The 25,166-nt window shown below is 72.1% G+C and carries 20 protein-coding genes; 5 read left to right on the top strand and 15 right to left on the bottom strand.

From position 1 onward, the window contains the following. The first annotated feature begins 23 nt into the window (after nt 1–23). On the top strand, nt 24–845 hold the full coding sequence (locus ACFYPR_RS02195; protein ID WP_387258348.1) for a hypothetical protein: 822 nt from the start codon (nt 24–26) through the stop codon (nt 843–845). Nucleotides 846–1,063: 218 nt separating this feature from the next. On the opposite strand, the gene ACFYPR_RS02190 is transcribed toward ACFYPR_RS02195, so the two are convergent. The 6 genes from ACFYPR_RS02190 to ACFYPR_RS02165 all read right to left on the bottom strand — a co-directional run bounded on the left by ACFYPR_RS02190 (nt 1,064) and on the right by ACFYPR_RS02165 (nt 7,430). After that, on the bottom strand, nt 1,064–2,167 hold the full coding sequence (locus tag ACFYPR_RS02190; RefSeq protein WP_355067738.1) for a branched-chain amino acid ABC transporter permease: 1,104 nt from the start codon (nt 2,165–2,167) through the stop codon (nt 1,064–1,066). After that, nucleotides 2,164–3,054, bottom strand: a complete 891-nt coding sequence (locus ACFYPR_RS02185) for a branched-chain amino acid ABC transporter permease (protein ID WP_354854416.1) — start codon at nt 3,052–3,054, stop codon at nt 2,164–2,166. Before ACFYPR_RS02185 ends, ACFYPR_RS02190 begins: the two co-directional genes overlap by 4 nt. Beyond that, nucleotides 3,054–3,779, bottom strand: a complete 726-nt coding sequence (locus ACFYPR_RS02180; RefSeq protein ID WP_354854418.1) for an ABC transporter ATP-binding protein — start codon at nt 3,777–3,779, stop codon at nt 3,054–3,056. Before ACFYPR_RS02180 ends, ACFYPR_RS02185 begins: the two co-directional genes overlap by 1 nt. Continuing rightward, nucleotides 3,779–4,522: an ABC transporter ATP-binding protein gene (locus ACFYPR_RS02175; protein ID WP_354854420.1), complete on the bottom strand. Its 744-nt coding sequence runs from the start codon at nt 4,520–4,522 to the stop codon at nt 3,779–3,781. The genes ACFYPR_RS02180 and ACFYPR_RS02175 overlap by 1 nt, the downstream gene beginning before the upstream one ends. A gap of 3 nt (nt 4,523–4,525) precedes the next feature. Next, nucleotides 4,526–5,725, bottom strand: a complete 1,200-nt coding sequence (locus ACFYPR_RS02170) for a substrate-binding domain-containing protein (RefSeq protein WP_266246453.1) — start codon at nt 5,723–5,725, stop codon at nt 4,526–4,528. A 580-nt stretch (nt 5,726–6,305) separates the two neighbouring features. Beyond that, the gene (locus tag ACFYPR_RS02165; protein WP_387258346.1) at nt 6,306–7,430 is read right to left on the bottom strand and encodes a glycerophosphodiester phosphodiesterase; all 1,125 of its coding nucleotides are present in this window, start codon (nt 7,428–7,430) and stop codon (nt 6,306–6,308) included. Between the two features lie 142 nt (nt 7,431–7,572). Between ACFYPR_RS02165 and ACFYPR_RS02160 the strand changes: the two genes are divergently transcribed. Beyond that, nucleotides 7,573–8,907, top strand: a complete 1,335-nt coding sequence (locus ACFYPR_RS02160) for a TrkH family potassium uptake protein (RefSeq protein WP_387258344.1) — start codon at nt 7,573–7,575, stop codon at nt 8,905–8,907. 17 nt (nt 8,908–8,924) lie between these two features. After that, entirely contained in the window at nt 8,925–9,593 is a 669-nt protein-coding gene (locus tag ACFYPR_RS02155; protein WP_355064565.1) for a TrkA family potassium uptake protein, read from the top strand. 39 nt (nt 9,594–9,632) lie between these two features. Here the strand turns inward: ACFYPR_RS02155 and ACFYPR_RS02150 are convergent, their stop codons facing one another. From ACFYPR_RS02150 to ACFYPR_RS02120, 7 genes are all read right to left on the bottom strand, one after another. Further along, nucleotides 9,633–11,297: a serine/threonine-protein kinase gene (locus ACFYPR_RS02150; RefSeq protein WP_355064563.1), complete on the bottom strand. Its 1,665-nt coding sequence runs from the start codon at nt 11,295–11,297 to the stop codon at nt 9,633–9,635. A 71-nt stretch (nt 11,298–11,368) separates the two neighbouring features. Then, entirely contained in the window at nt 11,369–12,931 is a 1,563-nt protein-coding gene (locus tag ACFYPR_RS02145) for a fused MFS/spermidine synthase (RefSeq protein WP_387258341.1), read from the bottom strand. Nucleotides 12,932–12,967: 36 nt separating this feature from the next. Beyond that, nucleotides 12,968–13,981, bottom strand: a complete 1,014-nt coding sequence (locus ACFYPR_RS02140; RefSeq protein ID WP_354854432.1) for a hypothetical protein — start codon at nt 13,979–13,981, stop codon at nt 12,968–12,970. Between the two features lie 314 nt (nt 13,982–14,295). Beyond that, the gene (locus tag ACFYPR_RS02135; protein WP_355064560.1) at nt 14,296–15,105 is read right to left on the bottom strand and encodes an inositol monophosphatase; all 810 of its coding nucleotides are present in this window, start codon (nt 15,103–15,105) and stop codon (nt 14,296–14,298) included. Then, a complete protein-coding gene (locus ACFYPR_RS02130) occupies nt 15,098–15,550 on the bottom strand; it encodes a response regulator (RefSeq protein WP_354854435.1) in 453 nt (150 codons plus the stop codon). The genes ACFYPR_RS02135 and ACFYPR_RS02130 overlap by 8 nt, the downstream gene beginning before the upstream one ends. Next, nucleotides 15,547–17,280, bottom strand: coding sequence for an ATP-binding protein (locus tag ACFYPR_RS02125; RefSeq protein ID WP_355135508.1), 1,734 nt, complete (start codon nt 17,278–17,280; stop codon nt 15,547–15,549). The genes ACFYPR_RS02130 and ACFYPR_RS02125 overlap by 4 nt, the downstream gene beginning before the upstream one ends. Continuing rightward, nucleotides 17,277–18,476, bottom strand: a complete 1,200-nt coding sequence (locus ACFYPR_RS02120; protein WP_355135510.1) for a fused response regulator/phosphatase — start codon at nt 18,474–18,476, stop codon at nt 17,277–17,279. Before ACFYPR_RS02120 ends, ACFYPR_RS02125 begins: the two co-directional genes overlap by 4 nt. A 328-nt stretch (nt 18,477–18,804) precedes the next feature. Here ACFYPR_RS02120 and ACFYPR_RS02115 point away from each other — a divergent pair, with 328 nt between their 5' ends. Further along, on the top strand, nt 18,805–21,225 hold the full coding sequence (locus tag ACFYPR_RS02115) for a M28 family peptidase (protein ID WP_387258338.1): 2,421 nt from the start codon (nt 18,805–18,807) through the stop codon (nt 21,223–21,225). Nucleotides 21,226–21,293: 68 nt separating this feature from the next. Here the strand turns inward: ACFYPR_RS02115 and ACFYPR_RS02110 are convergent, their stop codons facing one another. Next, on the bottom strand, nt 21,294–21,785 hold the full coding sequence (locus ACFYPR_RS02110; RefSeq protein WP_354854442.1) for a hypothetical protein: 492 nt from the start codon (nt 21,783–21,785) through the stop codon (nt 21,294–21,296). A 284-nt stretch (nt 21,786–22,069) separates the two neighbouring features. Between ACFYPR_RS02110 and ACFYPR_RS02105 the strand changes: the two genes are divergently transcribed. Beyond that, nucleotides 22,070–24,220 carry a tetratricopeptide repeat protein gene (locus ACFYPR_RS02105; RefSeq protein WP_355135516.1) on the top strand — a complete coding sequence of 717 codons (2,151 nt, stop codon included), beginning with the start codon at nt 22,070–22,072 and terminating at the stop codon, nt 24,218–24,220. A gap of 4 nt (nt 24,221–24,224) precedes the next feature. Here ACFYPR_RS02105 and ACFYPR_RS02100 read toward each other — a convergent pair whose 3' ends face one another. After that, the gene (locus ACFYPR_RS02100) at nt 24,225–25,166 is read right to left on the bottom strand and encodes a threonine/serine dehydratase (protein ID WP_354854444.1); all 942 of its coding nucleotides are present in this window, start codon (nt 25,164–25,166) and stop codon (nt 24,225–24,227) included.

The following is a 25,166-nucleotide window of genomic DNA, read 5'->3' as shown; positions in this document are numbered from 1 at the left end:
AGGCAGCGAGAAAGAGAAGTGCGATGACACAGGCAACGGGCACCGCCGGCACCATCCGACGGACGGTCGGTACGGCCGCCGCCGTGCTGGCCGCGACCACCCTGCTCGCGGGTTGCGGGTCGAAGAGCGAACCGGCCGCGGCGCCACAGAGCAGCCCGTCCGCCAGCCCGAGCGTCAGTCCGAAGGAGGGGCTCCTCGACGCCGTCCCGGACGGCACCGAGGGGGCGTTCCGGTTGAGCGGCAAGGACGCGTCGAGCACCGTCGACGGCCGGGTCGACCCGGCGGCGAAGGGACTCGAACTCAACATGGTCATGCCGCCGGACTCCGACGGCATCGCGTTGAAGATGTCGTTCCTGGTGATCGAGGAGCAGTACTGGGTGAAGGTGAAGCTCAGCGGCCGTCCCGGCCTGCCGAAGTTCCCCGACAAGTGGATGAAGCTGGACCGCGCGAAGCTGACCGACGCCGAGAGCGTCCCGTCCTACGACGGTGTGGACCAGGGCAACGCCGGTCCGCTGATCCAGGCGGCCACCTCGGTCGAGGAGAAGAGCCCCGGTCAGTACGTCGGGTTCATCGACGTGAGCGAGCCGGAGGCGTCGAAGGCGCTGGAGGAGGGCGAGGCGGCGGCCCTCGGGGAGGCCGCCAAGAAGGTGCCGTTCACCGCGGTGGTCGGCGCGGACAAGCACCTGGCCTCGCTGACGTTGAAGATGCCGGCCGCCGGCAAGGCGAAGGCGTACGACTACGTCGTGAAGTACGCCGACTACGGCAGCGCGCCGAAGATCAGCATGCCGACCGGCGCCGCCGCCACGAAGGCGCCGGCGATGGCGTACGAGTTGTTGAACGGCTGATCCACGACGCAGAGGGCGGCGGCCACACGGGGGGCCGCCGCCCTGTCGTCGTCCGCGGACAGTGGCGTGCTCAGTGCGCTGCGGGTCGGCGTGGCGTGCTCAGCGGCCGAGGACCGAGCCGCCGTGCCCCTCGGCCATCCACAGAACCCCATCGATCATGAAGTTATCGCCATCCGCGACGGCGTGTCGTGGCAATAACTTCATGATCGACAGAGGGGTCAGCGTGGGGGGCGGAGGGATCTGGTCAGGTGGGCCAGGCGGGGGGCGAGGCTTGTGATGCCTCCGGGGAAGAAGTAGACGGCCAGGATGAAGACCGTGCCCAGGACGAACAGGGGCTGGCTCAGCGGGTGACTGAGGACGGCCGGCAGGTTGTCGACCGCGTCGCTCGTGCCGAACGCGGTGAGCCGGTGGTCCAGGTACATGTAGAGGACCCCACCGAGCACCGGCCCCCACCGGGTGCCCGGCCCGCCGAGCACCACCATGACCAGCAGCGACAGGGTCAGCTCGGACGAGGTGATGTGCGGCGACGCGCCGCCGACGATCAGGACGTAGACCACCCCGCCCGTCGACGCCAGCCCGCCGGCCAGGGTGAACGCCACCAGCTTGTAGCGGTACGGGTCCAGCCCGAGCACGCCGATCCGCCGCTCGTCGTCACGCAGCCCGGCGAGCACCCGACCGGTCGGCGACCCGCTCACCCGGTGCACCACGAACACCACAAGCGTCAGGTACGCGAGCGCCAACCAGTACAGGTTGACCGTGTTGGTCACCCCGACCAGCCCGGCGGGCAGCCCGGACACGTCCAGCGGCAGACCCTCCTCGCCGCCGGTGAGCCCGCCGAAGTCCCGGGCCACCAGGATCGCGCCGACCTGGGCGAAGGCGAGGGTGACCATGGCGAAGGCGATGCCCACGGTCCGCAGCGCCACCGCGCCGAGCAGCGCCGCGAGGATGGTTCCCCCGGTGATGGTCAGCAGCGCCGCCTGCCACAGCGGCAGGCCGGCCCGGGTGACCAGGATGTCGGTGCCGTAGACACCGGCAGCGAAGTACAGCGCGTGCCCGAAGGAGAGCATCCCGGTCCGGCCGAAGAGCAGGTCGTACCCGGCCGCCAGCCCGCCGAAGATCAGGCAGATGGCGAGCAGTTGCAGGGTGCCGGGTGAGTTGACCGGCCCCTCGAAGATCCCCGGCAGGGAGATCGTCGAGTACGGCAGGATCGCCAGCACGGCCAGCGCGACCAGCGGCAGGAACGGGCGGACCCGGTGCCACCGCCCCCGCTGCGGGGTCAACTCGTCGGGTACCTGCGCGGGAGGCGCGTCGATCACCGTCATGCCGTTGCCACCTTTCCGGCGATGCCCTGCGGGCGCAGCAGCAGCACCACGGCCAGCAGGCCGACCACGCAGATGTCGCCCAGCCCGGACGTGCCGTAGTAGTTGACGAACTGCTGCACCAGCCCGACCACGACCGCCGCGTACGCGGAGCCGACCACCGAGCCCATCCCGCCGATCACCACCACGATGAACGCGAAGATCAGCAGCGAGCCGCCCTGCCCGGGCGAGACGGTGCCGAAGTAGACCCCGCCGAGCGCACCGGCGAGCGCGGCGGCCGCCCCACCGATCGCGAAGACCAGGGTGAACGCCTTGCGGACGTCGATGCCGAGCGCGGTCACCATCTCCCGGTTCTCCACCCCGGCCCGGATCACCAGGCCGTAGCGGGTCCAGCGCAGGAACGCCAGGATCGCGCCGAGCACCAGCACCGCCGCGACGATCAGCAGCAGGCCACCGTTGGGCACCTGCGCGCCGAGGATCCCGGTCACCTGCCGGGTCCAGTCCGGCCGTGGAAACGGCCGGGCGTCCGCACCCCAGGTGGCCTGGAGCAACGCCACCCCGGCCAGCGACAGCCCGACGGTGACCAGCACCTGCTCGATGGTGCGGGAGTACAGCGGGCGGATCAGCACCAGCTCGACCAGGATCGCCACCAGCGTGCCGGCGGCCACCCCGAAGGCGACCGCGAACACGAAGCCGAACCCGTCGCCGCCGGCACCGGGCAGATTGCCCGCCGCCCACCAGGTGCCGTACGCGCCGACGCCGAGGAACAGTCCGTGCGCGAAGTTGAGCACGTCGGCCAGGCCGAAGACGAGGGACAGGCCGGACGCGACGAGGAAGTACAGCGCCGCCAGGCCGAGCCCGGTCAGCGTCAAGAGGATCACGGTGCCCATCAGTGGTTCACCTCCGCCGAGCCCACACCCAGCAGCGACTTGGTCAGCGCCGTCTCCAACAGCAGCTCCCGGGCGTCGCCGGTCCAGGCCACCTTGCCGGCGGCCAGCACCACCGCGTCGCGGGCCAGCCGGCGTACGACCGCCAGGTTCTGCTCGACGAGCAGCACCGGCACCGACTCCGCGACCCGTTCCAACACCTCGGCCACCTCGGTCACCACCTTCGGCGCCAACCCCTTGGTCGGCTCGTCGACCAGCAGCAGCCGGTTGTCATTGAGCAGCACCCGCCCGATCGCGAGCATCTGCTGCTGCCCGCCGGAGAGCGAACCGGCCCGTTGGCGTCCGCGCCGGTCCAGCTCCGGAAAGAGCGCGAAGACCTTGTCGTACGCCGGGGTGGTGCCGCGCCGCTCGGCGAGCCGCAGGTTCTCCGCGACGGTGAGGCCGGCGAAGACGCAGCGGTCCTCGGGCACGTAACCGAGACCGCCGCGGACCAGCCGGTGCGTGGGGCGGGCCAGCAGACTCTGCGCGCCCATCCGGATGGTGCCGCGGACCTCGCCGGCGGGCGGGGTGAGGCCGACGATCGCGCGCAGCGTGGTGGTCTTGCCGACCCCGTTGCGGCCGAGCAGGACGGTCACCCCGGTCGGGGCGACAGTGAAGGACACCCCCTGGAGGATGTGCAGCCCGGAGATCCGGACCGACAGGTCCTCCACGCTGAGGATCGGTTCCATCAGAGCGACTCCCCCAGGTAGGCCTCTTGCACGGTGGGGTTCGCCATCACCGTCTCCGGGGTGTCGCAGGCGAGCAGCGCGCCGTGGTGCATGACGGCGATCCGGTCGGCCAGTTCGAGGATCACGTCCATGTGGTGTTCGACCATCAGCACCGCCCGACCGCTGTCCCCGGTCAACGACTTGATGACGGCGACCAGCTCGGGCACGTCCTCGGCGCTGACGCCGGCCATCGGCTCGTCGAGCAGCATCACCCGCGGCTCACCGGCCAGCAGCAGAGCGATCTCCAACTTGCGCTTCTCGCCGTGTGCCAGGGTGCCGGCCATCGCCGTACCCCGGTGGGCGAGGCCGACCCGGTCGAGCGCCGCGTCGGCGGCGGCGGCGACCTCCCGGTCGGCCGCCGCCCGCCGCCACAGCGCCATCGAGCCCCCGCGGTGCGCCTGCACGGCGAGCCGGACGTTCTCCCGCACGCTGAGCGAGCCGAAGACCGACGACGCCTGGAAGGTACGGCCCAGACCGAGGCGGGCCCGCCGGTGCGGCGCAAGCCCACCGATGTCCTGCCCGTCCAGGGTGATCCGACCCTCCGTGGCCCGGCGCAGGCCGGTGATCAGGTTGAACAGTGAGGTCTTGCCGGCGCCGTTCGGCCCGATCACGCCCAGGAACTCCCCGGGCGCCAGGTCGAGGTAGACGCTGTCGACGATGGCGACCTCACCGATCCGCCAGGTCAGACCGCGGGTGGCGAGCATGAATCAGCCCTTCATCGCCACGGCCGGCGGCGCGGTCTCGTCACCGGTGAGGCTCTTCTGCGCGGTCGCCGTGAAGGCGGTGCCGCTGCCGGTCAGCTTGGCCTGGAACATCGGCTGGAGCAGCGCGTGGTCGGCGGCCCGGATGGTCATCTTGCCCTTGACCCCGTCGAAGCTCCAGCCCTCCAGCGCGGTGACCATCTTGTCGACGTCGTCGCCGCCCTCCTGCACCGCGCGGACCACCATCTGGGCGGCGGCGAAGCCGTCCGGGTGGAACAGGTCGATGGTGTTCACCTTGGCCTTGAGCGCCTTGCTGGCCTCGGTGTCGGACGCACCGTCGAAGTAGTGCGAGAGGAAGGAGATCTTCGCGCCGGCCGCCCCGAACGTCGGCCAGGAGGCCCGGATGTCCAGGCCGGTGACGACCGTGGTGGAGGAGAGCACACCCTGCTGGTCGAGCGTCTGCCACATGGCCGGGGCGGTCGTGCCGGCCCAGGCCACGAAGAGCAGGTCCGGCTTGGCGGCCTTGATCTGGCTGGCGAACGGCGTGAACTCGGTGGCACTGGCCGGCGCCCGGACGCTGCTCACGGTGGCGCCGGCGCTACCGATGACCGCCTTGACGGCCGCCTCGTTGGCGTCGCCGAACGCGCCGTCCTGGGCGAAGACCACGACCTTCTTGCCGGCCGGGTCGCCGATGAACGACTTGGCGGTCACCACGTCCTGGTAGGACTGCCGGCCGGAGCGGAACGTGTACTTGTTCGCCCCGGTCACCGCGTCGGTAGCGGCCGGGCCGGAGATGAAGAGAACCTTGTTCTGCGCCGCGATCGGCGCGACCTGGAGCGCCACACCGGACGCGGTCGAGCCGGCAATGATCTTCGTACCCTTGCCGATCAGGTCCTTCGCGGCGGAGACCGCCTTGGCCGGGTCGCCGGCGTCGTCGACCTCGGTCAGCTCGATCTTCCGGTCACCCACCTTGCCGGTGCCCTTGGTGGCGAAGTCCAACCCCGCCTTGAACCCCTCGACGTACTGCTTTCCGTAGCTGGCCAGGGCTCCCGACTGGGAGTACACCAGGCCAACCTTGACCGGGGCGGCGCTGTCGCCGCCGCCGGTGGCGGTGTCCTGCGGGCTACCACAGGCCGTTGCGGCGAGCGCCGCAGCCATCATCGTGGCGGCGGAGAGGAACGCCCGCCGCGTGTGCCGGACCGTCATCGCGACTCCAGGTGAGGACAGGATGCTGTGTTGTCGGCTCACGCTAGAAGTGACGTCACCCACGAGCTATGTGGCGGAAACACACAAGTAACAGGAAGGGGGTGGCCCGGGGTTACAGCGGGCCGCACTACCACCCTCGGCCCAGGCCTCCCGATAGCCCGAAGCGCCACGGATGGATCGACAGGTGTGTCCCGCCGAGCCATCCGCCGCTCAGCCGTCAGCCGTACGGCCCTCGCAAGATCGTGCTCGATCGTTGATGTAGTGGCCTCGGGAGCACGGCGAGGCCACTACATCCTGGATCGAGCGCGACCTTGGGGAGTGTCGCCGTCGGGCGAGCCATCTCCTGTTGAGCGGTATACCTGTGAGTCATTTTTATGACTCACAGGTATACCGCTCAACACAGCAAGTGGCTCCGGTCGAGTGGGGCGTCCCGTACAAGAGGTCGGCGGGTCTTGGGCCTGCGGGCTGTGCCGGAGACGCCGCTGGCCCGGCGTCCGAGGTGACGGACGACGGGCCAGCGTGTGGGCCGGGCGTGATCGGCCCGGTGGTCGGCTCGGAGCGGGTCAGCTCCGGGCCGAGGTCAGTTGTCGGCGAGGCCGGCGCGGGCGGCGACTGCCGTGTCCGGGTGGTCGCTGAAGACGCCGTCCAGACCCAGGCCGAGGAAGAGTTCGTACTCGGACGTGATGTCGCCGCGCGCGTTCGGGTCGGTGCCGATCCGGAAGTCCACGGGGAGGAACTGGTTCTCCGCGCGGAACGTCCAGGCGTGCACGAGCAGCCGCTCGCGGTGTGCGTCACGCACCACGTTCGTCGGGGCGAGCAGCTTGCCTGCGGCGTCGCGGGGCACGATCAGGTTCTTGTTCGCCCCGATGCCGTCGGCGTACCCGGCGATCCACTTCAGGCCGGCCGCCGTGGCGAGGTCCTGGTAGCTGCGGGTGTCGCCGGCGGCGGTGAAGTCGTACGGGCGGCCGGTGGCGTCGAGCAGCTGGACGAGCTTCACGTCGGTCAGCCGGCTCAGTCGACGCAGGTTGGCCGTCTCGAACGACTGGATGAAGACCGGCGAGTTCTTCCGGTCCAGCTTGTTCTGCCGCAACACCTTCAGCAGCGGCTCCTCCAGCGGCAGTCCGATCGACGTGAAGTAGGTCGGGTGCTTGGTCTCCGGGTAGATGCCGATGGTGCGGCCCCGTGCCCGCCCCTCGGTGCGAGCGAGGTCGATGACCTCCTGGAGGGTGGGCACCTCGAAGCGTCCGTCGAAGGCGGTGTTCGCCACGCGGACCTGCGGCAGCCGCTCCTTGGCCCGCAGCGTCTTCAGCTCGGCCAGGGTGAAGTCCTCGGTGAACCAGCCGGTCACGGCGACCCCGTCGATGGTCTTCGTCGTCTTCCGGCCGGCGAACTCCGGGTGCGTCGACACGTCGGTGGTGCCGGAGATCTCGTTCTCGTGTCGGGCGACCAGGACACCGTCGAAGGTGGACACCAGGTCCGGCTCGACGTAGTCGGCACCCATCCGGATCGCCAGCCGGTACGCCTCCAGGGTGTGCTCCGGCCGGTAGCCGCTGGCGCCCCGGTGACCGATGACGATCGGCCGGTCGTTGCCTCGGGCGCGGTCGACCCCGGTCGAGGGGTCGGCGGCGGCCAGGGTGGGCACGGCCACGGCGGTGGCGGCGAGCAGCGCGCCGGCCACACCGAAAATCGAGAGGGTACGTCGCAACGCCGTCTCCTGTCATCGAGGGATGTCGCAGACAGCAGACCGCCCGAGATTGACCGGAAGTTGGTCGATGACTGGCCGGCAGGTGAATCTCCGGAATGGGCGTTCCCACTCGGGCTGCCACCCGGAAAAGGAAGATTGTCTGGTGCGCCGGTTACTCCGCAACCCCGTGCGGCTGGTGCCGCTGGGGTTCCTGGTGCCGATCCTGCTCGGCACCGCGCTGCTGCTGGCGCGCTGGTCGACCATCCAGCACCAGCGTCCGTCCCTGGTCACCGCCTTGTTCACCGCCACCTCGGCGGTGTCCGTCACCGGCATGGCCGTCACTGACACCCCCAACTACTGGTCCGGTTGGGGCCTGGTGGTGATCACCCTGCTCACTCAGCTCGGTGGTCTCGGCATCCTCACCGCCGCGGCGCTGGTCATCCTCGTCGTCTCGCGCCGGCTCGGGCTGCGCAACCGGCTGCTGGTGCAGGCCGAAACGGCGGAGTTCGGGGTCGGTGACGTGGCCCGGCTGCTGCGGCGGATCGCGGTCACCGTCTTCGCGTGCGAGGCGGTGATGATTGCGCTGGTCGCCAGCCGCCTCTGGTGGGCGTACGACTACACGCCTGGTCGGGCCCTCTGGTCCGGCGTGTTCCATGCCGTCCAGGCGTTCAACAATGGCGGCTTCGCGCTCTACTCGGACGGGCTGCTGGCCTTCGATCGTGATCCGTGGGTGTCGCTGCCGCTGGCGTTCGGCGCCATCGTCGGCGGGCTCGGGTTTCCGGCCCTGTTCGAGGCCGTGCGCGAGTGGCGCAGGCCGGCGGGCTGGGCGGTGGCGACCAAGCTGACCATCTGGGGCAGCGTGGCGCTGCTGATCCTCGGCGTCGTCGGCCTGCTCGCCGCCGAGTGGACCAACGTCAGCACCATCGGCTTGTACGACGCCGAGGGCAAGGTGCTCGCGTCCTTCACCCAGATCGCGTTGAGCCGTACCGGTGGCTTCAACGTGCTGAACATCACGGACCTGCAGGAGGAGAGCTACCCGCTGCTGATCGTGCTGATGTTCATCGGCGGCGGCAGCGCCAGCACGGCCGGTGGCATCAAGGTGTCCACGTTCTTCCTCCTGGCGTTCACCATCTGGGCGGAGCTGCGCGGCGAGCCCGACGTGACGGTCGGGCACCGCCGGGTGGCCACCGCCAGCCAGCGGCAGGCCGTCACCGTGGCCCTGCTCAGCGTCGCGCTGGTCACGGCCGGAACGATGCTCCTGCTGCTGCTCACCGAGGGCGTGCGGTTCATCGCCGCCCTGTTCGAGGTCACCTCCGCGTTCAGCACCACCGGGCTGACCATCGGTCTGGCCAGCGAGTTGCCGCCCAGCGGCCAGGTGGTGTTGACCGTGCTGATGTTCATCGGCCGGGTCGGTCCGCTCACCCTCGGGTCGGCGATCGCCCTGAACACCCGGCGCAGGCTCTACCGCTATCCCCAGGAACAACCCATTGTCGGCTGACGAGAAGGAGGGTCGAGGTGTCGGCGAGACGATCGGACGGCAGCGGCATCGTGGTGATCGGGCTGGGTCGGTTCGGGTGCCACCTGGCCGGCGCTCTCACCCGGATGGACCGTGAGGTGCTGGCCATCGACCGCGACCCGGATCAGGTGCAGCGCTTCTCGACCCAACTCGACCGGGTGGTCCAGGCGGACACGACCGAGGAGGGCGCCCTGCGGCAGCTCGGCGTCACCAGCTTCGGCCGGGCCGTGGTGGCCATCGGGGCCTCGGTGGAGGCGAGCGTGCTCACCGTGCTGGCGCTGGTCGAGCTGGGTCTGCCGCAGATCTGGGCCCGCGCCACCTCGCAGAAGCACGCCAAGATCCTGTCGTCGGTGGGCGCGCACCACGTGATCTTTCCGGAGGCGGAGACCGGGGACCGGGTGGCCCACCTGATCGTCAGCCGGCTGCTCGACTTCATCGAGTTCGACGACGACTTCGCGATCGCCACCGTCCGTGTGCCACAGTCGCTGGCCGGTCGCACCCTGCTCGACCTGCGCCCGGAGGAGCGTTACGGGGTCCGGGTGATCGGCGCGAAGGTGCCGGGTGAACGCTTCCGGTACGCCTCGGACGACACCGAGCTGCAGCAGGGCGGGGTGCTGGTCGTGGAGGGTGGGATCGACCAGGTGCAGCGGTTCGCGGGGCGACGCTGACGCCTCATTTGTGGTGCGCGGCGCGCTTATGGGGCGCCTTCACCCTTTTCCCGGACCACCCGGCCCCTTGGCGTCGGTCGGCTTCGCGTGCTCCTTCGCGGGGGCCTTGGCGGGCTTCGGGGGCTTGGGCTTCGGCGCGGCACCGCCGGAGCCGCTGCGTACCGTCGTCTTCTTGGTCGGTGCCTTCGTCGGGGCCTTCGTCGGGGCAGCCTTGCTCGGCGGGGCCGTGGACGGGGTCGTCCCGGCCACCCCGGAGACGCGTACCCTGCAGGTCGCGTCGCCGAGCCGGAACTCCACCGGCAACGGGTTAGCCCCCTTGTACGTCCCGGCGAGGGTGAGCTTCTCGGCCGCGCCCGGCGCCAGAATCGTCCGCTGCGCAGCGGGCCGGATCTGCACCGATCCGCCCTGCTGCTGCACCGGGGCGGGCTCCGCCTTCGTCACCGTCTGCTGCCCGGGGAACGTGAAGTTCATCGTCCAGTCGCGCAGCTCGCGGTCACCGGTGTTGGTCAGGGTCAGCTCGGCGGTGAAGTCCTTGCCGGAGTCGGTGCGCAGCGCGTACGCCACCTCGCAGGGGGCCGTCTCGGGCAGGCCCATCCGCGCCTCGGTCGTGGGCCGGTCCTCGCCGCTGGCGGGGCTGCGGGAGGTGAACCCCCACATCGCCCCGGTGACCGCGATCAGCCCGACGGCTGCCACCCCGGCCTCCACCCGCCGCCGCCGCCGGTTCACCCGTCGGTCGCGGCTGCGCCGGGTACGCGAGAGCGGAAGCGCGTCCGTCTCCGCCGACCAGGGCAGGATCGTGGTGCCGGCGTTGGCCAGCTCGGCGGGATCCAGCGGACCGGCCGCCGGCGACACCGGCACCGCCGCCAGCATGCCGGCCGCCTCGGCGAGGGTGCGGGCCAGCTCGGCGGTGGTCGGCCGGTCGGCGGGGCGCTTGGCCAGGCAGCGCCGCACCAGGTCGGTCACCGCGTCGGGCAGTCCGGGCACCGCCGGCATCGGGTCCGGGTCGCTGTACATGTGCGCACGCAGCATCTGCGTGGTCGTGTTCGCCTCCCACGGCAGCCGGCCGGTGAGCATCCGGTAGAGCAGCAGCCCCACGGCGTACACGTCGGTGGCCGGGGAGACCTGGCCGTTGTCCAGCCGCTCCGGCGCGAGGTACGCGGGCGTGCCGAGCAGCGCGCCGTCCGGCCCCTTCTCGCTCTCCCCGACCAGCGCGGAGATGCCGAAGTCGACCACCTTCACCCCGGTCGAGGTGAGCATGACGTTGCCCGGGGTGACGTCGCGGTGCACGACCCCGCGAGCGTGCGCGGTGGCCAGCGCCGAGCTGACCTCCGCGCCGATGGTCACCGCCGCACGCCACGGCAGCCGCACCTCGCGGCCCAGTCGGCCGGCCAGCGAACCGCCGTCGACAAGCTCCATCACCACGTACGGCACGGTGATGCCGACCTGGTGGGACTCGCCGTAGTCGTACACGTTGGTGATGTTGGGGTGGCAGAGCCGCGCGGCGGCCTGCGCCTCGATGCGGATCCGGTGCCGGAAGGCCCGGTCGCTGGCCAGCCGCGAGGCCAGCACCTTCACCGCGACCTGGCGGCCCAGCACCTCGTCGTAACCGCGCCAGACCACCGACATGCCGCCCGCGCCGAGCTGCTCGATGAGCCGGTACCGCTCATCGAGGAGTTGTGCGCCGTTCCGGTCCCCACCGCCCATGGTGGCCGTTGTTGCCCGCAGGAGACCGGGCTACACCTGAAGGATCGGAATCGGTCAGGAATATCACCCGTTCAGGCGGTCGCCAGCAGTTGGTCCACCGGGGCGTAGTCGTCGGTCAGCACCGTCGCCTCCCCGATGAAGTCCGTGAGGCCCGCGCCGGAGAGCAGGCTGACGCTCCGGTCGACCTCGTCGAGGCGGGCGCGGACGGCGGCCAGCGGCAACGGCGCGTCGGAGCCGACGATGAGGAAGTTGCTGCCCCGCTCCTCGGCGAGCGCCTCCGGCGGGGCGATCAACGCGACGTGGGTGAACTCGGCGGCCACCGTGGCCAGCTCGGCGCGGATGAACCGCAGCGGCGGGTAGTCGATGACGTTCTGCACGTACACGCCGCCGGGGCGGGTCACCCGCCGGATCTCGGCGGCCATCTCCCGGGTCGCCAGGTGCCAGGGCACCACCAGGTGACCGAACGCGTCGCCGACGACCAGGTCGCGGCTGTCCGCCGGCTCACCGGCGACCAGCATGCGGGCGTCGCCCACCACCGTTCGCAGGCCCGGCCCCGGGCGTACGCCCAGTTCCCGCTCGCCCAGCTCGACGAGCCCGCCGTCGATCTCGAACACCACGTTGTCGGTGCCCGGTCGGGTGGCGCTCAGGTACGTCGGCACGGTGAACCCGCCGCCGCCCAGGTGCAGCGCGTCCAACCGCTGCCCGGCCGGCGCGACCACGTCGGCGACCGCGCCGATCCACTTGGTGTACGCGTACTCCAGGTGTTTCGGGTCGGCCAGGTCGACGTACGAGTGCTGGGCCGAGTTGAGCAGCAGCGTCCGGCCGCTGGGCCGGAGCGGGTCCGTGGTGACCCGGGCGCAGTGGTACGCGGTCTCGATGTCGCACGGGTTCGGCGCGATGGTGGTCAGCCCCGCCCCGAGCAGGCCGAGGACGGCCAGCGCGGCCCGGGTACGGGCCGGACCGGGCAGGTCGGTGCGCGCCTGCCGCCGCAGATACCACCCCAGGCCGATGCCGGCCAGCCCGAGCGCCACCGCCAGCGACAGCAAAATGACCGTGCTGGGCAGGGCGGCGACCAGCACGAACCCGGTGAGCAGGGTGGCGGTGATGCCGCCCAGGGTGCCGATGCCGGACAGCCGGCCGACCACCTGGCCGGTACGACGCAGGTCGGCGAGTTGGAGCTTCACCACCAGCGGGGTGACCGCGGCCAGCAGCGCCGCCGGCACGAACACGGCGAGCGCCACCAGCAGCAGGATGGCGCTGGCCGCCCCGCCCCGCAGGACCTCCCCGGCGTAGCGCACCACGGGCAGGGTCACGGCGGTGGCGATCCCGGCCAGCACCAGGGCGGGCGCCAGCAGACCGCGTGGGTCACGCCGGTCGGCGAGCCAGCCGCCGGCCCAGGCCCCGTACGCGATCGCGGCCAGCGCGATGCCGATGACCGAGCTGGTCACCTGGAGGGTCACCCCGACGTACGGGCCGACCAGGCGCAGCGCGACCGTCTCCAGCACCAGCACGGCGCCGCTTGCGAAGAAGACCAGGAAGGCGGCCAGGCCGCCGGGCAGCGCCCGGCCGGTGACCGGCACGGACGGGCCCGAGGAGACCGGCGTGGTCGCGACGTCGGACGGTGGGGAGCTCATCGTCGCGATGGTACGCAGCGAAGCGGGCGCTTCGGGTCAGTACATCGAAAGATGAACATGGTTTGTGTGGCTGGCGGCCGGGCTGCCGCTGCCGCTGTACGACCGCCAGCCCGTGCCCGGATGCCAGATCTGCCGGTACCAGATCACGTAGAGCACACCCAGCCGGTCGGCGTTGCGCACGTGCCAGGCGGCCAGGCTGTCCCCGTACGCCTTGTCGCCGCCGGTCGCGTTCTTGTCCTCGAAGCCGTTCGTGGCGGCCGAGAAGTCGCAGGCCCGCCCCTTCGGGTGCTCGCCGCCGCCGCCCTCACGCTTGCAGGAGACGTGCCGCTTGTAGCCGGCGGCCTGGGTCTGCTTGAGCGCGTTGAGGGTGCGCGGGGTGATGCAGCCCGAGGTCGTCGGGTCCTTCACCGAGCAGGACTCCGACGGCCAGGACCCGTCGGAGTTGCGCGGCGCGGGCTTCGCCGACGTGGAGCTGCCGCCGCTGAAACCGTTGCTGCTGCCCGAGCTGACCTCGGCGAGAGCCGCCTCGGCCTCCTTCTTCTTCTTCGCCATCACGGCGAGCTGCTTCTGCTGCTCACGGACCTCGGTGTCGATGGCGATCTTGGCCTGCTGGGCCTGCTGCCGGGCCTCGGTGAGATCGCGCAGCCGCTTGCTGTCCCGCTGGGCCATCAGGTCGAGGTCGGCGGCCCGTTGCAGGAACGCCTGCGGGGTGGCGGTGTTGAGCAGCATCGCCGTCGGGGTGAGCCGACCGGCCCGGTACGACTGCGCGGCCACCTCGCCGACCTGGGCGGTGAGCCCGACCAGCCGAACCTCGACGGCCTTCAGCTCGCCGGTCAACGCCGTCTGCCGGCGCTTGGAGTTGTCCAGCTTGGCCTTGGCCTCGATGTGACCCTTGGCGGTCAGCTCCAGCGCGTCCTGCAACTTCTTGGTGCCGCCCTCACCGGGCTCGGCGTACGCGGGCACCCCGCCGGCGAGCACCAGCGCGACGGCGGTGAGCAGAGGGAGCAGTACGCGGCGAACGCGCCGCTGGCTGAGCCTGGTCCTGGGCACGACAGCGTCCTTCCGTCGACCGCCGGCCCCCGGTGACCTCTGCGCGGCGGCGTCCCCGCCGGCGCCGGTCGGCGGCCTGCTGGCGGAGACCGCCGGTCACAATACCGGAACGCGCGCCGGTGACCAGCCCCGCGACCGCCCGCCGGCCCCAGTGTCGACACAGCGTGCCGCCGTCGTCGCGCACTGCGCGCCGATGCCGCGCTGGCCGTCGTCGCACAGTGGGCGGAGACGCGCCACGGCCGTCGTCGTCGACGGCCTGGAGTCGCGGCGCGGACGTCCGTCACACGGCCTGGAGACGCCGCGCGGTGTGCGGATCAGGAGCCGAGCAGGGCCTCGTGCACCTCGGCCCAGACCTGTTCGTTGGCCGCGACCAGCAGCCCGCGGCCATCGTCGGCCGGGTGGTAGTCGACGCCGTCGAACCGGCGGGCGACACCCCCCGCGGCGCGGACCAGCAGGGTGCCCGGCGCATGGTCCCACGGCAGGGTGCGCCAGAAGAGGGTGAACTGCTGCTCGCCGGTGAGGATGTCGAGGTATTCCCGGCCGGCACAGTGCTGGCCGGGCAGCAGCTCGCCGAGCCGCCGACCGCCGGCGCGGACCCGGTCGCGGGCCTCCGCCGGCAGGAACCGCGTCATCGCCGCGCCGCGCAGGTCGCCCAGTGGCGGCACGGCGTCGGCGGCGTCGACCGGCTGGCCGTTGACCAGGGTGCCCTCGTCGGCCCGACCGGCGGCCAGCGTCCCGGCCAACGGGTCGAGAATCCAGCCGGCGGTCGGGCGGCCGTCGGTCAGCAGGGCCACCATCAGGGCAAACGGCCGGCGGCCGGCGGCGAAGTTGGCGGTGCCGTCGACCGGGTCGACCAGCCACACGTCTCCGCTGTCGCGCAGGTGCCGCAGCAGCCCCGGATCGTCGGCGACACCCTCCTCACCCACCACCGTCGAGCCCGGCCGCAGCCTGCGCAGCCCAGCGGAAATCAACTCTTCGGCGCGGCGGTCGGCGACGGTGACCACCTCGCCGGGCGCCTTCTCCGACACGTCGGCGTCGTCGAGCTTGCGGAACAGCGGCAGCACGACCTGGTCGGCGGCCTCCAGGAGCAGGTCACCGACGTCGTCGAGCAGGGTGTCAGCCACGAGGCGGCAGCTTGACCACGCTGACGAAGAACTCGTCGATCTGCCGGACCACGGCGATGAAGCGCTCGAAGTCCACCGGCTTGGTCACGTAGGCGTTGGCGTGCAGCTGGTAGCTGCGCAGGATGTCCTCGTCGGCCTGGGAGGTGGTGAGCACGACCACCGGAATCCGGCGCAGCTCGTCATCCTTCTTGATCTCTTCGAGCACCTCGCGGCCGTCGCGGCGGGGCAGGTTGAGGTCGAGCAGGATCAGGTCGGGCGCCAGCGCGTCGGCGTACTGGCCCTCCCGCCGCAGGTAGGCGAGCGCCTCGGCGCCGTCGGAGACGACGGTCAGCCGGTTGCGCAGCTTGTGCTCCTCGAACGCCTCCTGGGTCATCAACACGTCACCCGGATCGTCCTCCACGAGCAGGACCTCGATCGGGCTCTTGCCGTCCGCCGGCGCGGTCATCCCACCGTCTCCCTCATGTCACCCGTTCTACCGCTTTCCGGCGACCCGTCGGCCCGGTCCGGCTGGTCCGCTCCGGCGGAGTGCTCCGGCAGCGCGGACGACGCCTCGTCCGCGGGCGTCGTGTCCCCCGGCGTGGCCGGCTGCGGCTGCTCGGCGGGGTCGGTGGCGGCAGCCGCCTCCACGTCCTCGGGACGTGCCGGGAGGGTGAACCGGATGGCCGTGCCCTCCGGTACGTCGGTGTCCACCCAGACCCGGCCGCCGTGATATTCCGCGATCTTCTTGACGATCGCCAACCCGATGCCGGTGCCCGGGTACGCGTCCTTCGAGTGCAGCCGCTGGAAGATCACGAAGATCTTGTCGGCGAACTCCGGCTCGATGCCGATGCCGTTGTCCTGGCAGCTGATCTCCCACTCGGCCCCGACCAGCCGGGCCGAGATGTGCACCTTCGGCGGCACGTCGGGACGGCGGAACTTGATCGAGTTGCTGACCAGGTTGGCCAGCAGGTTGGTGAGCAGCGGCTCCTCGCCACGGATCACCGGCAGCTCGGTCCAGGTCAGCTCGGCGTCGGCGTACTGCCGGGCAGCCTCGGTCTGACCGGCCACGTCGCCCATCACCTTGTTGAGGTCGACGTCGACGAAGCCGGTGGTGAGCCGGCCGATCCGGGAGAACGCGAGCAGGTCGTTGATCAGGCGCTGCATCCGCTGCGCGCCGTCCACCGCGAAGGCGATGTACTGGTCGGCCCGCTCGTCGAGCTGCCCGGCGTAGCGGCGCTGGAGCAGCTGGCAGAAGCTGGCCACCTTGCGCAGCGGCTCCTGCAGATCGTGGGAGGCCACGTACGCGAACTGCTCCAGGTCGCGGTTGGACCGGGTGAGCTCCTCGGCCTGCTTCTGGAGCTGGCTGTTGACCCACTCGATGCGCTCGCGGGCCTCCCGCACCTCGGCCAGGTCGGAGGCGATCTTCTGGCGCATCGCGTCCACGTCGTCGCCGAGCCGGATGAACTCCGGTGGGCCGACGGTGGCGATGCGGTGCTGGTAGTCGCCCTCGGCGACCTCGCGGACCTGGGTGGCCAGCCCGGTCAGCGGCCGGATCACCATCCGGTCCAGCGAGAGCAGCAGCACCGCGCCGGCCACGACCACCACCACGGCCGCGATGATCAACAGGATGACCAGCACGTTGCTGCTGTTGCGGACGTCCGCCGCGGACTGCTCCCGGGCGGCCAGAATCTCCTGCTGGAGGTCGTCGACGGCCGAGCGCACCTCGTCGAACCGCTGCCGGGCCTGCTCGGTGACCAACGCCTGGCCGGCGCGGGTGCCATCCTGTTCGGTCGTGGCGATGACCGGCTCGGCCACGGCCCCCCGCCACTGCTCGGCCCTCTCCTCGACTACCCGCAGCTCCTGGCCGATCTGCGGGTAGTCGTCGAGCAGCGCCCGCATCGCGCTGATGGTGGCCTTCTCCTGCTCGAGCCCCGCCTCGTACGGACTCAGATCAGCCGGGTCACCGCTGACCGCGTACCCGCGAACCGCCGTCTCCTGGTCGAGCACCGCGTTGAGCAGCACCTGCGACTGCACCCGCAGCGGGCCGGTCTGGTTCAGGATGGCGTCGATCTGGGTGCGGTTGCGGGCGGCCATCGCCGCCTCCGCGGTGGCCAGGCCGATCAGCAGCACGCCCACGACGGTGAGCAGCGTGATGACCCGGCGGCGCAGACTCCAGCCGCCGCTCACCGGCTTCACCGGCCACCGCCCCGGCTGACCAGCAGCATGGCCACGTCGTCGGCGAGCGGGCCGCCGTTGATCTGCTCGGCCCGACCGACCAGCCAGGCCGGCAGTTCGGGCAGCGACACCTCCCGGTTGGCCGGCTCGTCGAGCAGCCCGCTCAGGCCCGGCACGTCGAGCCGTTCGTTGCCGGCGCCCACCCGCCCCTCGATCAGGCCGTCGGTGTACATCAGCAGGGACCAGTCATCGGTGTCGAACTCCAGGTCGTAGGCGATCGGCCGGCGAGGTCGTACGCCCAGCAGCAGGCCGCCGGGCGCGGGCACCGGGACGACCCGGCCACCGGAGAGCAGCAGCGGCGGCGGATGCCCGGCGAGTCGGACGGTGGCCCGGTTGGCGTCCAGGTCGAGTCGGGTGGTGGCCACCGTCGCGAAGATCTCCCGAAGTCGGCGCTCACTCATCAGCACCTGCTCCAGTGCGGGCAGCACCTCGTCGTCCGGCACCCCGGCGAGCACCAGGGCCCGCCAGGCCACCCGCAGTTCCACACCGAGCGCGGCCTCGTCCACCCCGTGCCCGCAGACGTCCCCGACGATCAGGTCGAGACGGTCCGGACGGGTCTGCACCACGTCGAAGAAGTCTCCGCCGATCAGCGCGGCGTGCCGACCCGGCCGGTAGAACGTGTGCACCGCCACCTGGTCGGTCGTCATCAACGGTTGGGGCAGCAGGCCACGTTCGAGTCGCGCCGACTCGGCCTGGCGCAACTCGACCTCACGCAGCCGGCGGGCGTTCACGTCGGCGCGCTTGCGCTCAACCGCGTAGCGCAGCGCCCGCGTCAGCAGCACCCCGTCGACCTGGCCCTTGACCAGGTAGTCCTGTGCGCCCTCGGCGACGGCCACGATGCCCATGTGCTCGTCCGAGCGGCCGGTCAGCACACAGACGGCGGCCCCACTGGGCATCTCCAGCACCTGGCGCAGCCCGTCCAGCCCCTGCGCGTCGGGCAGGCCCAGGTCGAGCAGGACGCAGTCGACGCCGGTGATCCGCTGCCGCGCCTCGCTGAGGCTGGTGGCGACCACCAGGTCGATCATCGAGTTCGTCTCGGCGAGCAGCTCACCGACCAGGAAGGCGTCACCCTCGTCGTCCTCCACCAGCAGCACCCGCAACCGCTCGCCGGGCGGCAGGTTGGCGTGCCGCGCCAGGCCACCGTGCGGGTACGGCACAACTGGGGACGCGGCCAGGCCGCCTCCCCGGTGCGGCCGGGTCACCGCCGCGAGACGCGGGAGTTCGCTGGTGATGTCGGGCTCCTTCCGAGTGCCCTGCTGATCCTGTATTAGACAACGGTCGCACACAACACGATGGGCGCGGCACGGGCGGGGATGGGCCGGATCACTGCTCGTCACGGGGCAAACCGGGCGGCCGGGCGGTGCGCGGGTGGCCGAGCGCCCCCGCCGACGGGCGGGAGATCGGTGGACGCCCGGCCATCCCGTCCCCGGCCAGCGGAGGGCAGGATGGTGCCACCCCAGGCCCCACCACCTTCGAGGAGTTCGGATGGGCGCACCCCCCACCCCCGTCACGGCGGGCGTACCGCTCCGGCCGGGTCCGGGCGTACCCCCGGCCGACCGTGCGCTGACCCGACCGCGCCGACGGCTCCTGGCCGCCGCGGCGGCGCTGGTCGCGCTGGCGGCCGTCGGCGCCGGCAGCCTGCTCGACCTGCGCACCCCGGCGCCGAGGCCGGCGGACGCGCCGGCGGGCGAGTTCAGCGCCACCCGGGCGTACGAGGACGTCCAGGTGATCGCGGCCCGGTCGCACGTCGCCGGGAGCCCGGCCAACGACCAGGTTCGCGCGCACGTCGAGCAGCAGTTGCGCGGCCTGGGCCTGGAGACGGAGGTGCAGGACACCGTCGCGCCGGAGGCCGGCCAGCTCAGTGGCGCGGCCGGCGGGGCGACCCTGGCCCGGGTGCGCAACGTGGTGGCCCGACTGCCCGGCACCGACCCGACGGGTCGGGTGTTCCTGGTCGCCCACTACGACTCGGTGCAGACCGGGCCGGGCGGCAACGACGACGCGGCCGGCACCTCGGCCATCCTGGAGGTGGCCCGCGCGCTGACCACCGGCCCCCGGCCCCGCAACGACATCGTCTTCGTGCTGACCGACGCCGAGGAGGCGTGTCTCTGCGGGGCGGCCGCGTTCGCCGCGAGCCACCCGCTCGCCGCCGACGGCGGTGTGGTGCTCAACCTGGAGGCGCGCGGCTCCACCGGCCCGGTGATCATGTTCGAGACGTCGAAGAACAACGCGAAGCTGGTGGACGTCTTCGGCCGGGCCGCCCCGCACCCGGTCGGCACCTCGTTCGCGGTGGAGATCTACCGGGCGCTGCCCAACGACACCGACTTCACCGCCTTCCTGGACCAGAAGTTCGTCGGGCTGAACTCGGCGTACATCGACGGCGGCGCGATCTACCACACGCCGCTGGACACCCCGGCCGCGATGGATCGGAGCAGCCTCCAGCAGCACGGGGACAACGCGCTGGGCCTGGCCCGGGAGTTCGGCCGCACCGATCTCACCGACCTGCGCTCCGGGTACGACGCCACCTACTTCCCGGTCCCGGGTGGGCTGGTCCGCTACCCGGGCTGGCTCGTCCTGCCGCTGGCCCTGCTCGCGGTACTCGCCGTCGCGGCCCTGGGTTGGCTGACCCGCCGCAGCGGTCGGGCCAGCACGGGACAGCTCGCCGCCGGTTTCGGCCTCGCTCTCGGGCCGATCGTGGCCGCGCCGGTCGCCGCCCAACTGCTCTGGCTGGCGATCACCGCGATCCGTCCGGGGTACGCCGAACTGCTCGACCCGTACCGGCCGATCTGGTACCGGATGGCCGTGCTGGCGCTCGCCGCCGCCATCCTGTTCACCTGGTACGCGCTGGTCCGCCGCCGGATCGGCCCGGCCGCGCTCGCCGTCGGCGGGCTGGCCTGGCTGGCCCTGCTCGGGGTGCTGCTCGCCGTGGCGGTGCCCGGCGGGGCGTACCTCACCACCCTGCCGGCCCTGGCCGGCGCCCTCGGCGGGCTGGTCGCGCTGCGGACCCGGCAGACCGGGCCGTGGCCGGTGGTGGCGGTGACGGCCGCCGCCGCGGCCGGCGTGGTGATCCTGCTGCCGACAGTGGTGCTGCTCTTTCCCGCGTTGGGCATGGCGATGGGTGGGGTGGCCGCGCTGGTCGCGGTGCTGCTCGGCCTGACCGCGCTGCCGGTGGTCGACCTGCTGCACCCGCAGGCCGGCGGGCAGCGCGGCCTGGTGGCGCTGCGGGCCCGACGACTCGCGGTGCTGCCGGCCGGGGCCGCCGCCCTGGCGGCGGTGGTGCTCGCCGGGGTCGGGCTGGCCGTGGACCGGTTCGACGCCGCCCACCCCGCGCCCACCCACCTGATGTACGCCCTGGACGCCGGCACCGGGCAGGCCCGCTGGCTGAGCCACGAGACCGACCCGCAGCCGTGGACGGACGGCTACGTGGACGGGGTGGCCAGCGTGGCGGACGACTTCCCCGGCCTGGGCGACGCGGAGCTGCGCGCCGGCCCGGCGCAGGCGGCGAACCTGCCGGCGCCGAAGCTCGACGTGCTGGCCGACACCAGCGCCGGCGGTGAGCGCACGCTCCGGCTGCGGCTCACCCCGCAGCGGGCGGTCCGGCTCGCCACCCTGCACGTCGACACGGCGACCGCCACCGTGGTGCGCGCCGAGGTGGCCGGCCGTCCGGTGCCCGTGGAGCCCCGCGCGGGCAGGTGGGGCTTCGGACTGGTCTTCCACGCCCCACCGCCGGAGGGCGTCGAGGTCACGTTGACGCTGCGGCCGATCGCCGCGCAGGTGGCGCTGCGGGCGATGGACGCCAGTGACGGGCTGGACGCGCTGCCCGGCTTCCGGCCCCGGCCGCCGGCCGTCGGCGTCGTCGGATCACACAGCTCCGAGATGCTGGCGGTCGCCCGCACGTATCCCCTCTGAGAAGAAAAACCGGTGGTCCGGCGGCACGAATCAGCCGCCGGACCACAGTCGTTGGAATTGCGTTTCGGTCAGCTCACCGGCTCGGGTTGACCGGAGCCGATACGCCGCCAGCGGTTTCCGTCATGATCGGTGAAGGTGAGCTCCACCAGAACGGTGTCGGTCGCCGCTTGTAGCCGATGCTCCGCCGTGACGGTGACGAACAGATCCGAACTTTCCCGGCCGTGGATCCGGCGGACCTGTTTCGCACCGGCCAGGTCCACGGGGGTGCCCTCCGGATCGTCGGACGGGACCAGTCGCGGCAGCGCCGTCACGTCCAGGACCGGCGCGTCACTCTCGTTGGCCACGGTCACCCGCAGCACCGACTTGCCCCGGATCTCGGCCACCGCCGAGACCAGCCGGGCCTGGGTGGCGCGGAACCGCAGCTCGTCGGTGCGCCGGGCGCGGATCTCCCGGCGCAGCCCGAGATAGACGAAGAGCACACTCGCGATGGAGCCGAGCGCGCCGAACCAGTCCGGCACCGAACCCCAGTCGGCCACATCGTCGTACGGCAACCAGTTCATGCGTCCATCGTGGAACCGCCGCGCGAGGAACGAGCACGGCGGATCGGCCCGAATGGACGGCGAATTGGAATTCCCGGTGCCGATTCCGGTCAGCCGGGCGACCTAAACGGAGAGTGTGCAAGCCAGCACAGTGGTGGATACCCTTGCGGTTGACGTAGGGCGGGTGACTATCCCTCCGAATGTCCACTCAGTGGACATGATCTTTTCTGCCACCCGCCGCGCCGCAATTTCGCCACCGAAGGGGGACCGCATTGACTGCGGACGTTCCACCCGAGGATGCGGGCGTGCGCCGGCCGGCCTACGACCGACCGAGTCGCGTCTCCGTCGACCCGCCACTCGGGCGCCTGGACAGCCCGCTGCACGGCCGGGACGACCTGATCGACGAGATCATGCATCCGGCAGACGCCGACGGCGAGCAGCCGTCGGTGCACATCCTGTGCGGCATGGGAGGCTCCGGCAAGAGCCACGTGGCCCTGGAGATCGCCCGCCGGGCCCGAGCGGACGGCCGGACCGTCTGGTGGGTGCAGGCCGGCCGGCTCAACTCCGGAATGCGCGAGGTGGTCAGTCAACTCGGCGCCTCGGAGAGCCAGGTCGACCAGGCGTGGGCCGGCATGATCAGCGCGACCGACCTGGTCTGGCGCTACCTCAACCAGGCCCAGCAGCCCTGGCTGCTGATCTTCGACAGCGTGGACGAGCCCGGCACACTCGGCCCCACCGACGGGGTGCTCGCCGACGGCACCGGCTGGCTGCGCAGGCCGGAGGCCGAGGACGGGATGGTCCTGGTGACCACCCGGGACGGCAACCGGGCGACCTGGGGCACCTGGTCGATTCTGCACCAGGTGCGCCCGCTCGACGCCGACGCCGGGGCGCAGGTGCTCATCGACCGGGCCGGCGCGCAGGCCGGCGGCCTCGACGACGCCCGCGAACTGGCCCGCGAGCTGGGCGGGTTGCCGCTGGCGCTGCGGGCGGCCGGCAACTACCTCCGCTCGGTCAACGCCAGCCCGGTCTGGCGCGGCTCGTCCACCATCACCACGTTCGCCGACTACCGCAGGGCGGTGCAACGCCGGTTCCGCTCGCCGCGCGACGCCGCCGACGTCGACCTCGACGAGTCGCTCGGTCTGGAGATCGTCCGCGAGGTCGACGACATCTCACTGGACCTGCTGGCCCGCCGCCAGCTCCAGCAGAGCCGACCGCTGCTCAACGTGCTGGCCTGCCTCAGCATCTCCCCGGTGCCCTACGAGGTGGTGCTCAAGCCGGCCATCCTGGCCGGGTCGCCCCTGTTCGAAGGGCTGACCGCCCGGCAGCGGGTGAAGGTGCTGGAGGGCATCGGCGACCTCGCCCTGGTCGACTTCGACGTCCAGGAGGACGTCACCGACCCGGCCTTCGCGCACGTGCTGTCGCTGCACCCGCTGGTGCACGCGATGTTCCGCGACCGCGACGAGGTCCGCGAGCAGATCGCCGAATACCACGGCGTGGTCATGAAGCTGCTGCTCGCCGCCACCGAGGGGCAGAGCCCGGACGACTCGGCGGTCTGGGCCAACTGGGACGTGCTGGTGCCGCACCTCGTCGAGGCGGTACGCGAATACCTCGTGCCGCAGCGGCAGAAGCACGACCCCGAGACCGTACGCCGGGCGCTGGAGCTGACCCGGCTCACCGCCCGCTACCTCATCGCGATCGGCCTGCCGGGCTCGGCCTTCGACATCCTCGACCCGATCGTGCGGGGCTGCGCCGCGTACGACCACGACCTGGACCGGCCCCAGGTGCTGGCGCTGCGCCACGAGCTGGGCCGCACCTGGCTGGAGCGCAACCAACCGGAGATGGCCGACCGGGTGCTGCGCGACGTGATCGCCGACCGCACCCGCGTGCTGGGCAGCGACGACCCCGACACCCTCGCCAGCCGGCACAAGCTCACCAAGGCGATCATGGCGCAGCGCCAGTGGCCGGAGGCCGAGTCGGAGCTGCGGCAGATCGTCGCCGCCGAGGACCAGGTCCGCGGGCCCGAGCACTGGGACACGATGATCGTGCGGCACAGCCTCGCGCTGGCCGTCCTCGCCCAGCACCGGGCCCCCGAGGCGGAGGAGATGCTGCACGCCATCCTGGAGGTCCGCTACCGGCTGTGGCCGCTCAACCAGCCCGAGACGTGGCAGGCCCGGCACACGCTGGCCCGGTGCATGCAGGAGCAGGGCCGCCTCGCCGAGGCGGAGGCGGAGCTGCGGGCCACCCTGGCCACCGTGGAGCCCCGGCACGCCGACCGCAGCGAGGTGCTCGCCATCCGGGCCACGCTCGCCGTGGTGCTGCTGCTCGACGGGCAGGTCGACGCGGCGATCGGGGTGTACGAGCACCTGCTGGCCGACCGGCGGCGGCTGCTCGGGGACACCCACCTGGACACCCTCCAGGTGGAGCACGCCCTGCGCCGCCTGCGCAACGGCGGCTGACCCGTCAGTGCGGCGCCGCCGGGCCCAGGTCGCTCGGGTCGGTGTTGCCACCGCAAACGATCAGCGCCACGCGCTCCCCCGCCTGCGGCACGTACGCCCCGCCGACCAGCGCGGCCAACGCGGCGGCGCCGCCCAGCTCGGCGGCGACCCGCAGCTCCGACCAGAGCAGCCGACGCGCCCGCACCAGGTCCTCGTCGCGCACCAGCACGGACACCACGCCGGTACGACGGGCGGTGTCGAACGCGATGTCGCCGATCCGGCGAGCGCCCAGTGAGTCCGTGGCGATGCCGCCCACCTCGATGTCGACCGGTCGGCCCGCCTTGAGGGCGGCGTGCAGGGTGGGGATCTGCTCCGGCTCGACGGCGACGACGCGTACCGACCCGTCGAACCAGGTCGCGATGCCCGACACCAGCCCGCCGCCGCCGACCGCCACCAGCACGGTGTCGATCCCGTCGAGCTGGCGTTCCAACTCCCGACCCACGGTGCCCTGACCGGCCACCACCTCCGGCTGGTCGTACGCGTGCACCACCAGCGCCCCGGTCTCGCCGGCCCGCTCGGTGCTGGCCGCCAACGCCTCGGCGTAGTGCTGGCCCACCTGCCGCACCTGCGCGCCCAGGCCGGCCAGCCGCTGCACCTTGACCGGCGAGGCGGTGACCGGCACGAAGACCTCCGCCGGCACGCCCAGCGACCGGGCCGCGTACGCGACCGCGAGGCCGTGATTGCCCCCCGAGGCGGCGATCACCCCGGCCGACGGCAGCGAACCCTGGAGCATCCGGTTGAACGCGCCGCGCGGCTTGAACGAGCCGGTGTGCTGGTGCAGCTCCAGCTTGAGGCTCAGCAGACCGGGCACGCCCAGGTCGGCGCCGTCGACGGAGATGACCGGCGTCTGCCGGACCCGACCCTGCACCAGCGCCGCAGCCGCCTCGACGTCGCTCTTGTCCACCAT

This window comes from Micromonospora sp. NPDC005254, from assembly GCF_042872525.1.
Taxonomy (GTDB): Bacteria; Actinomycetota; Actinomycetes; order Mycobacteriales; family Micromonosporaceae; genus Micromonospora.
Note: the sequence above shows the minus strand (reverse complement) of the source record. Positions and strands in the feature narration are given on the sequence as shown.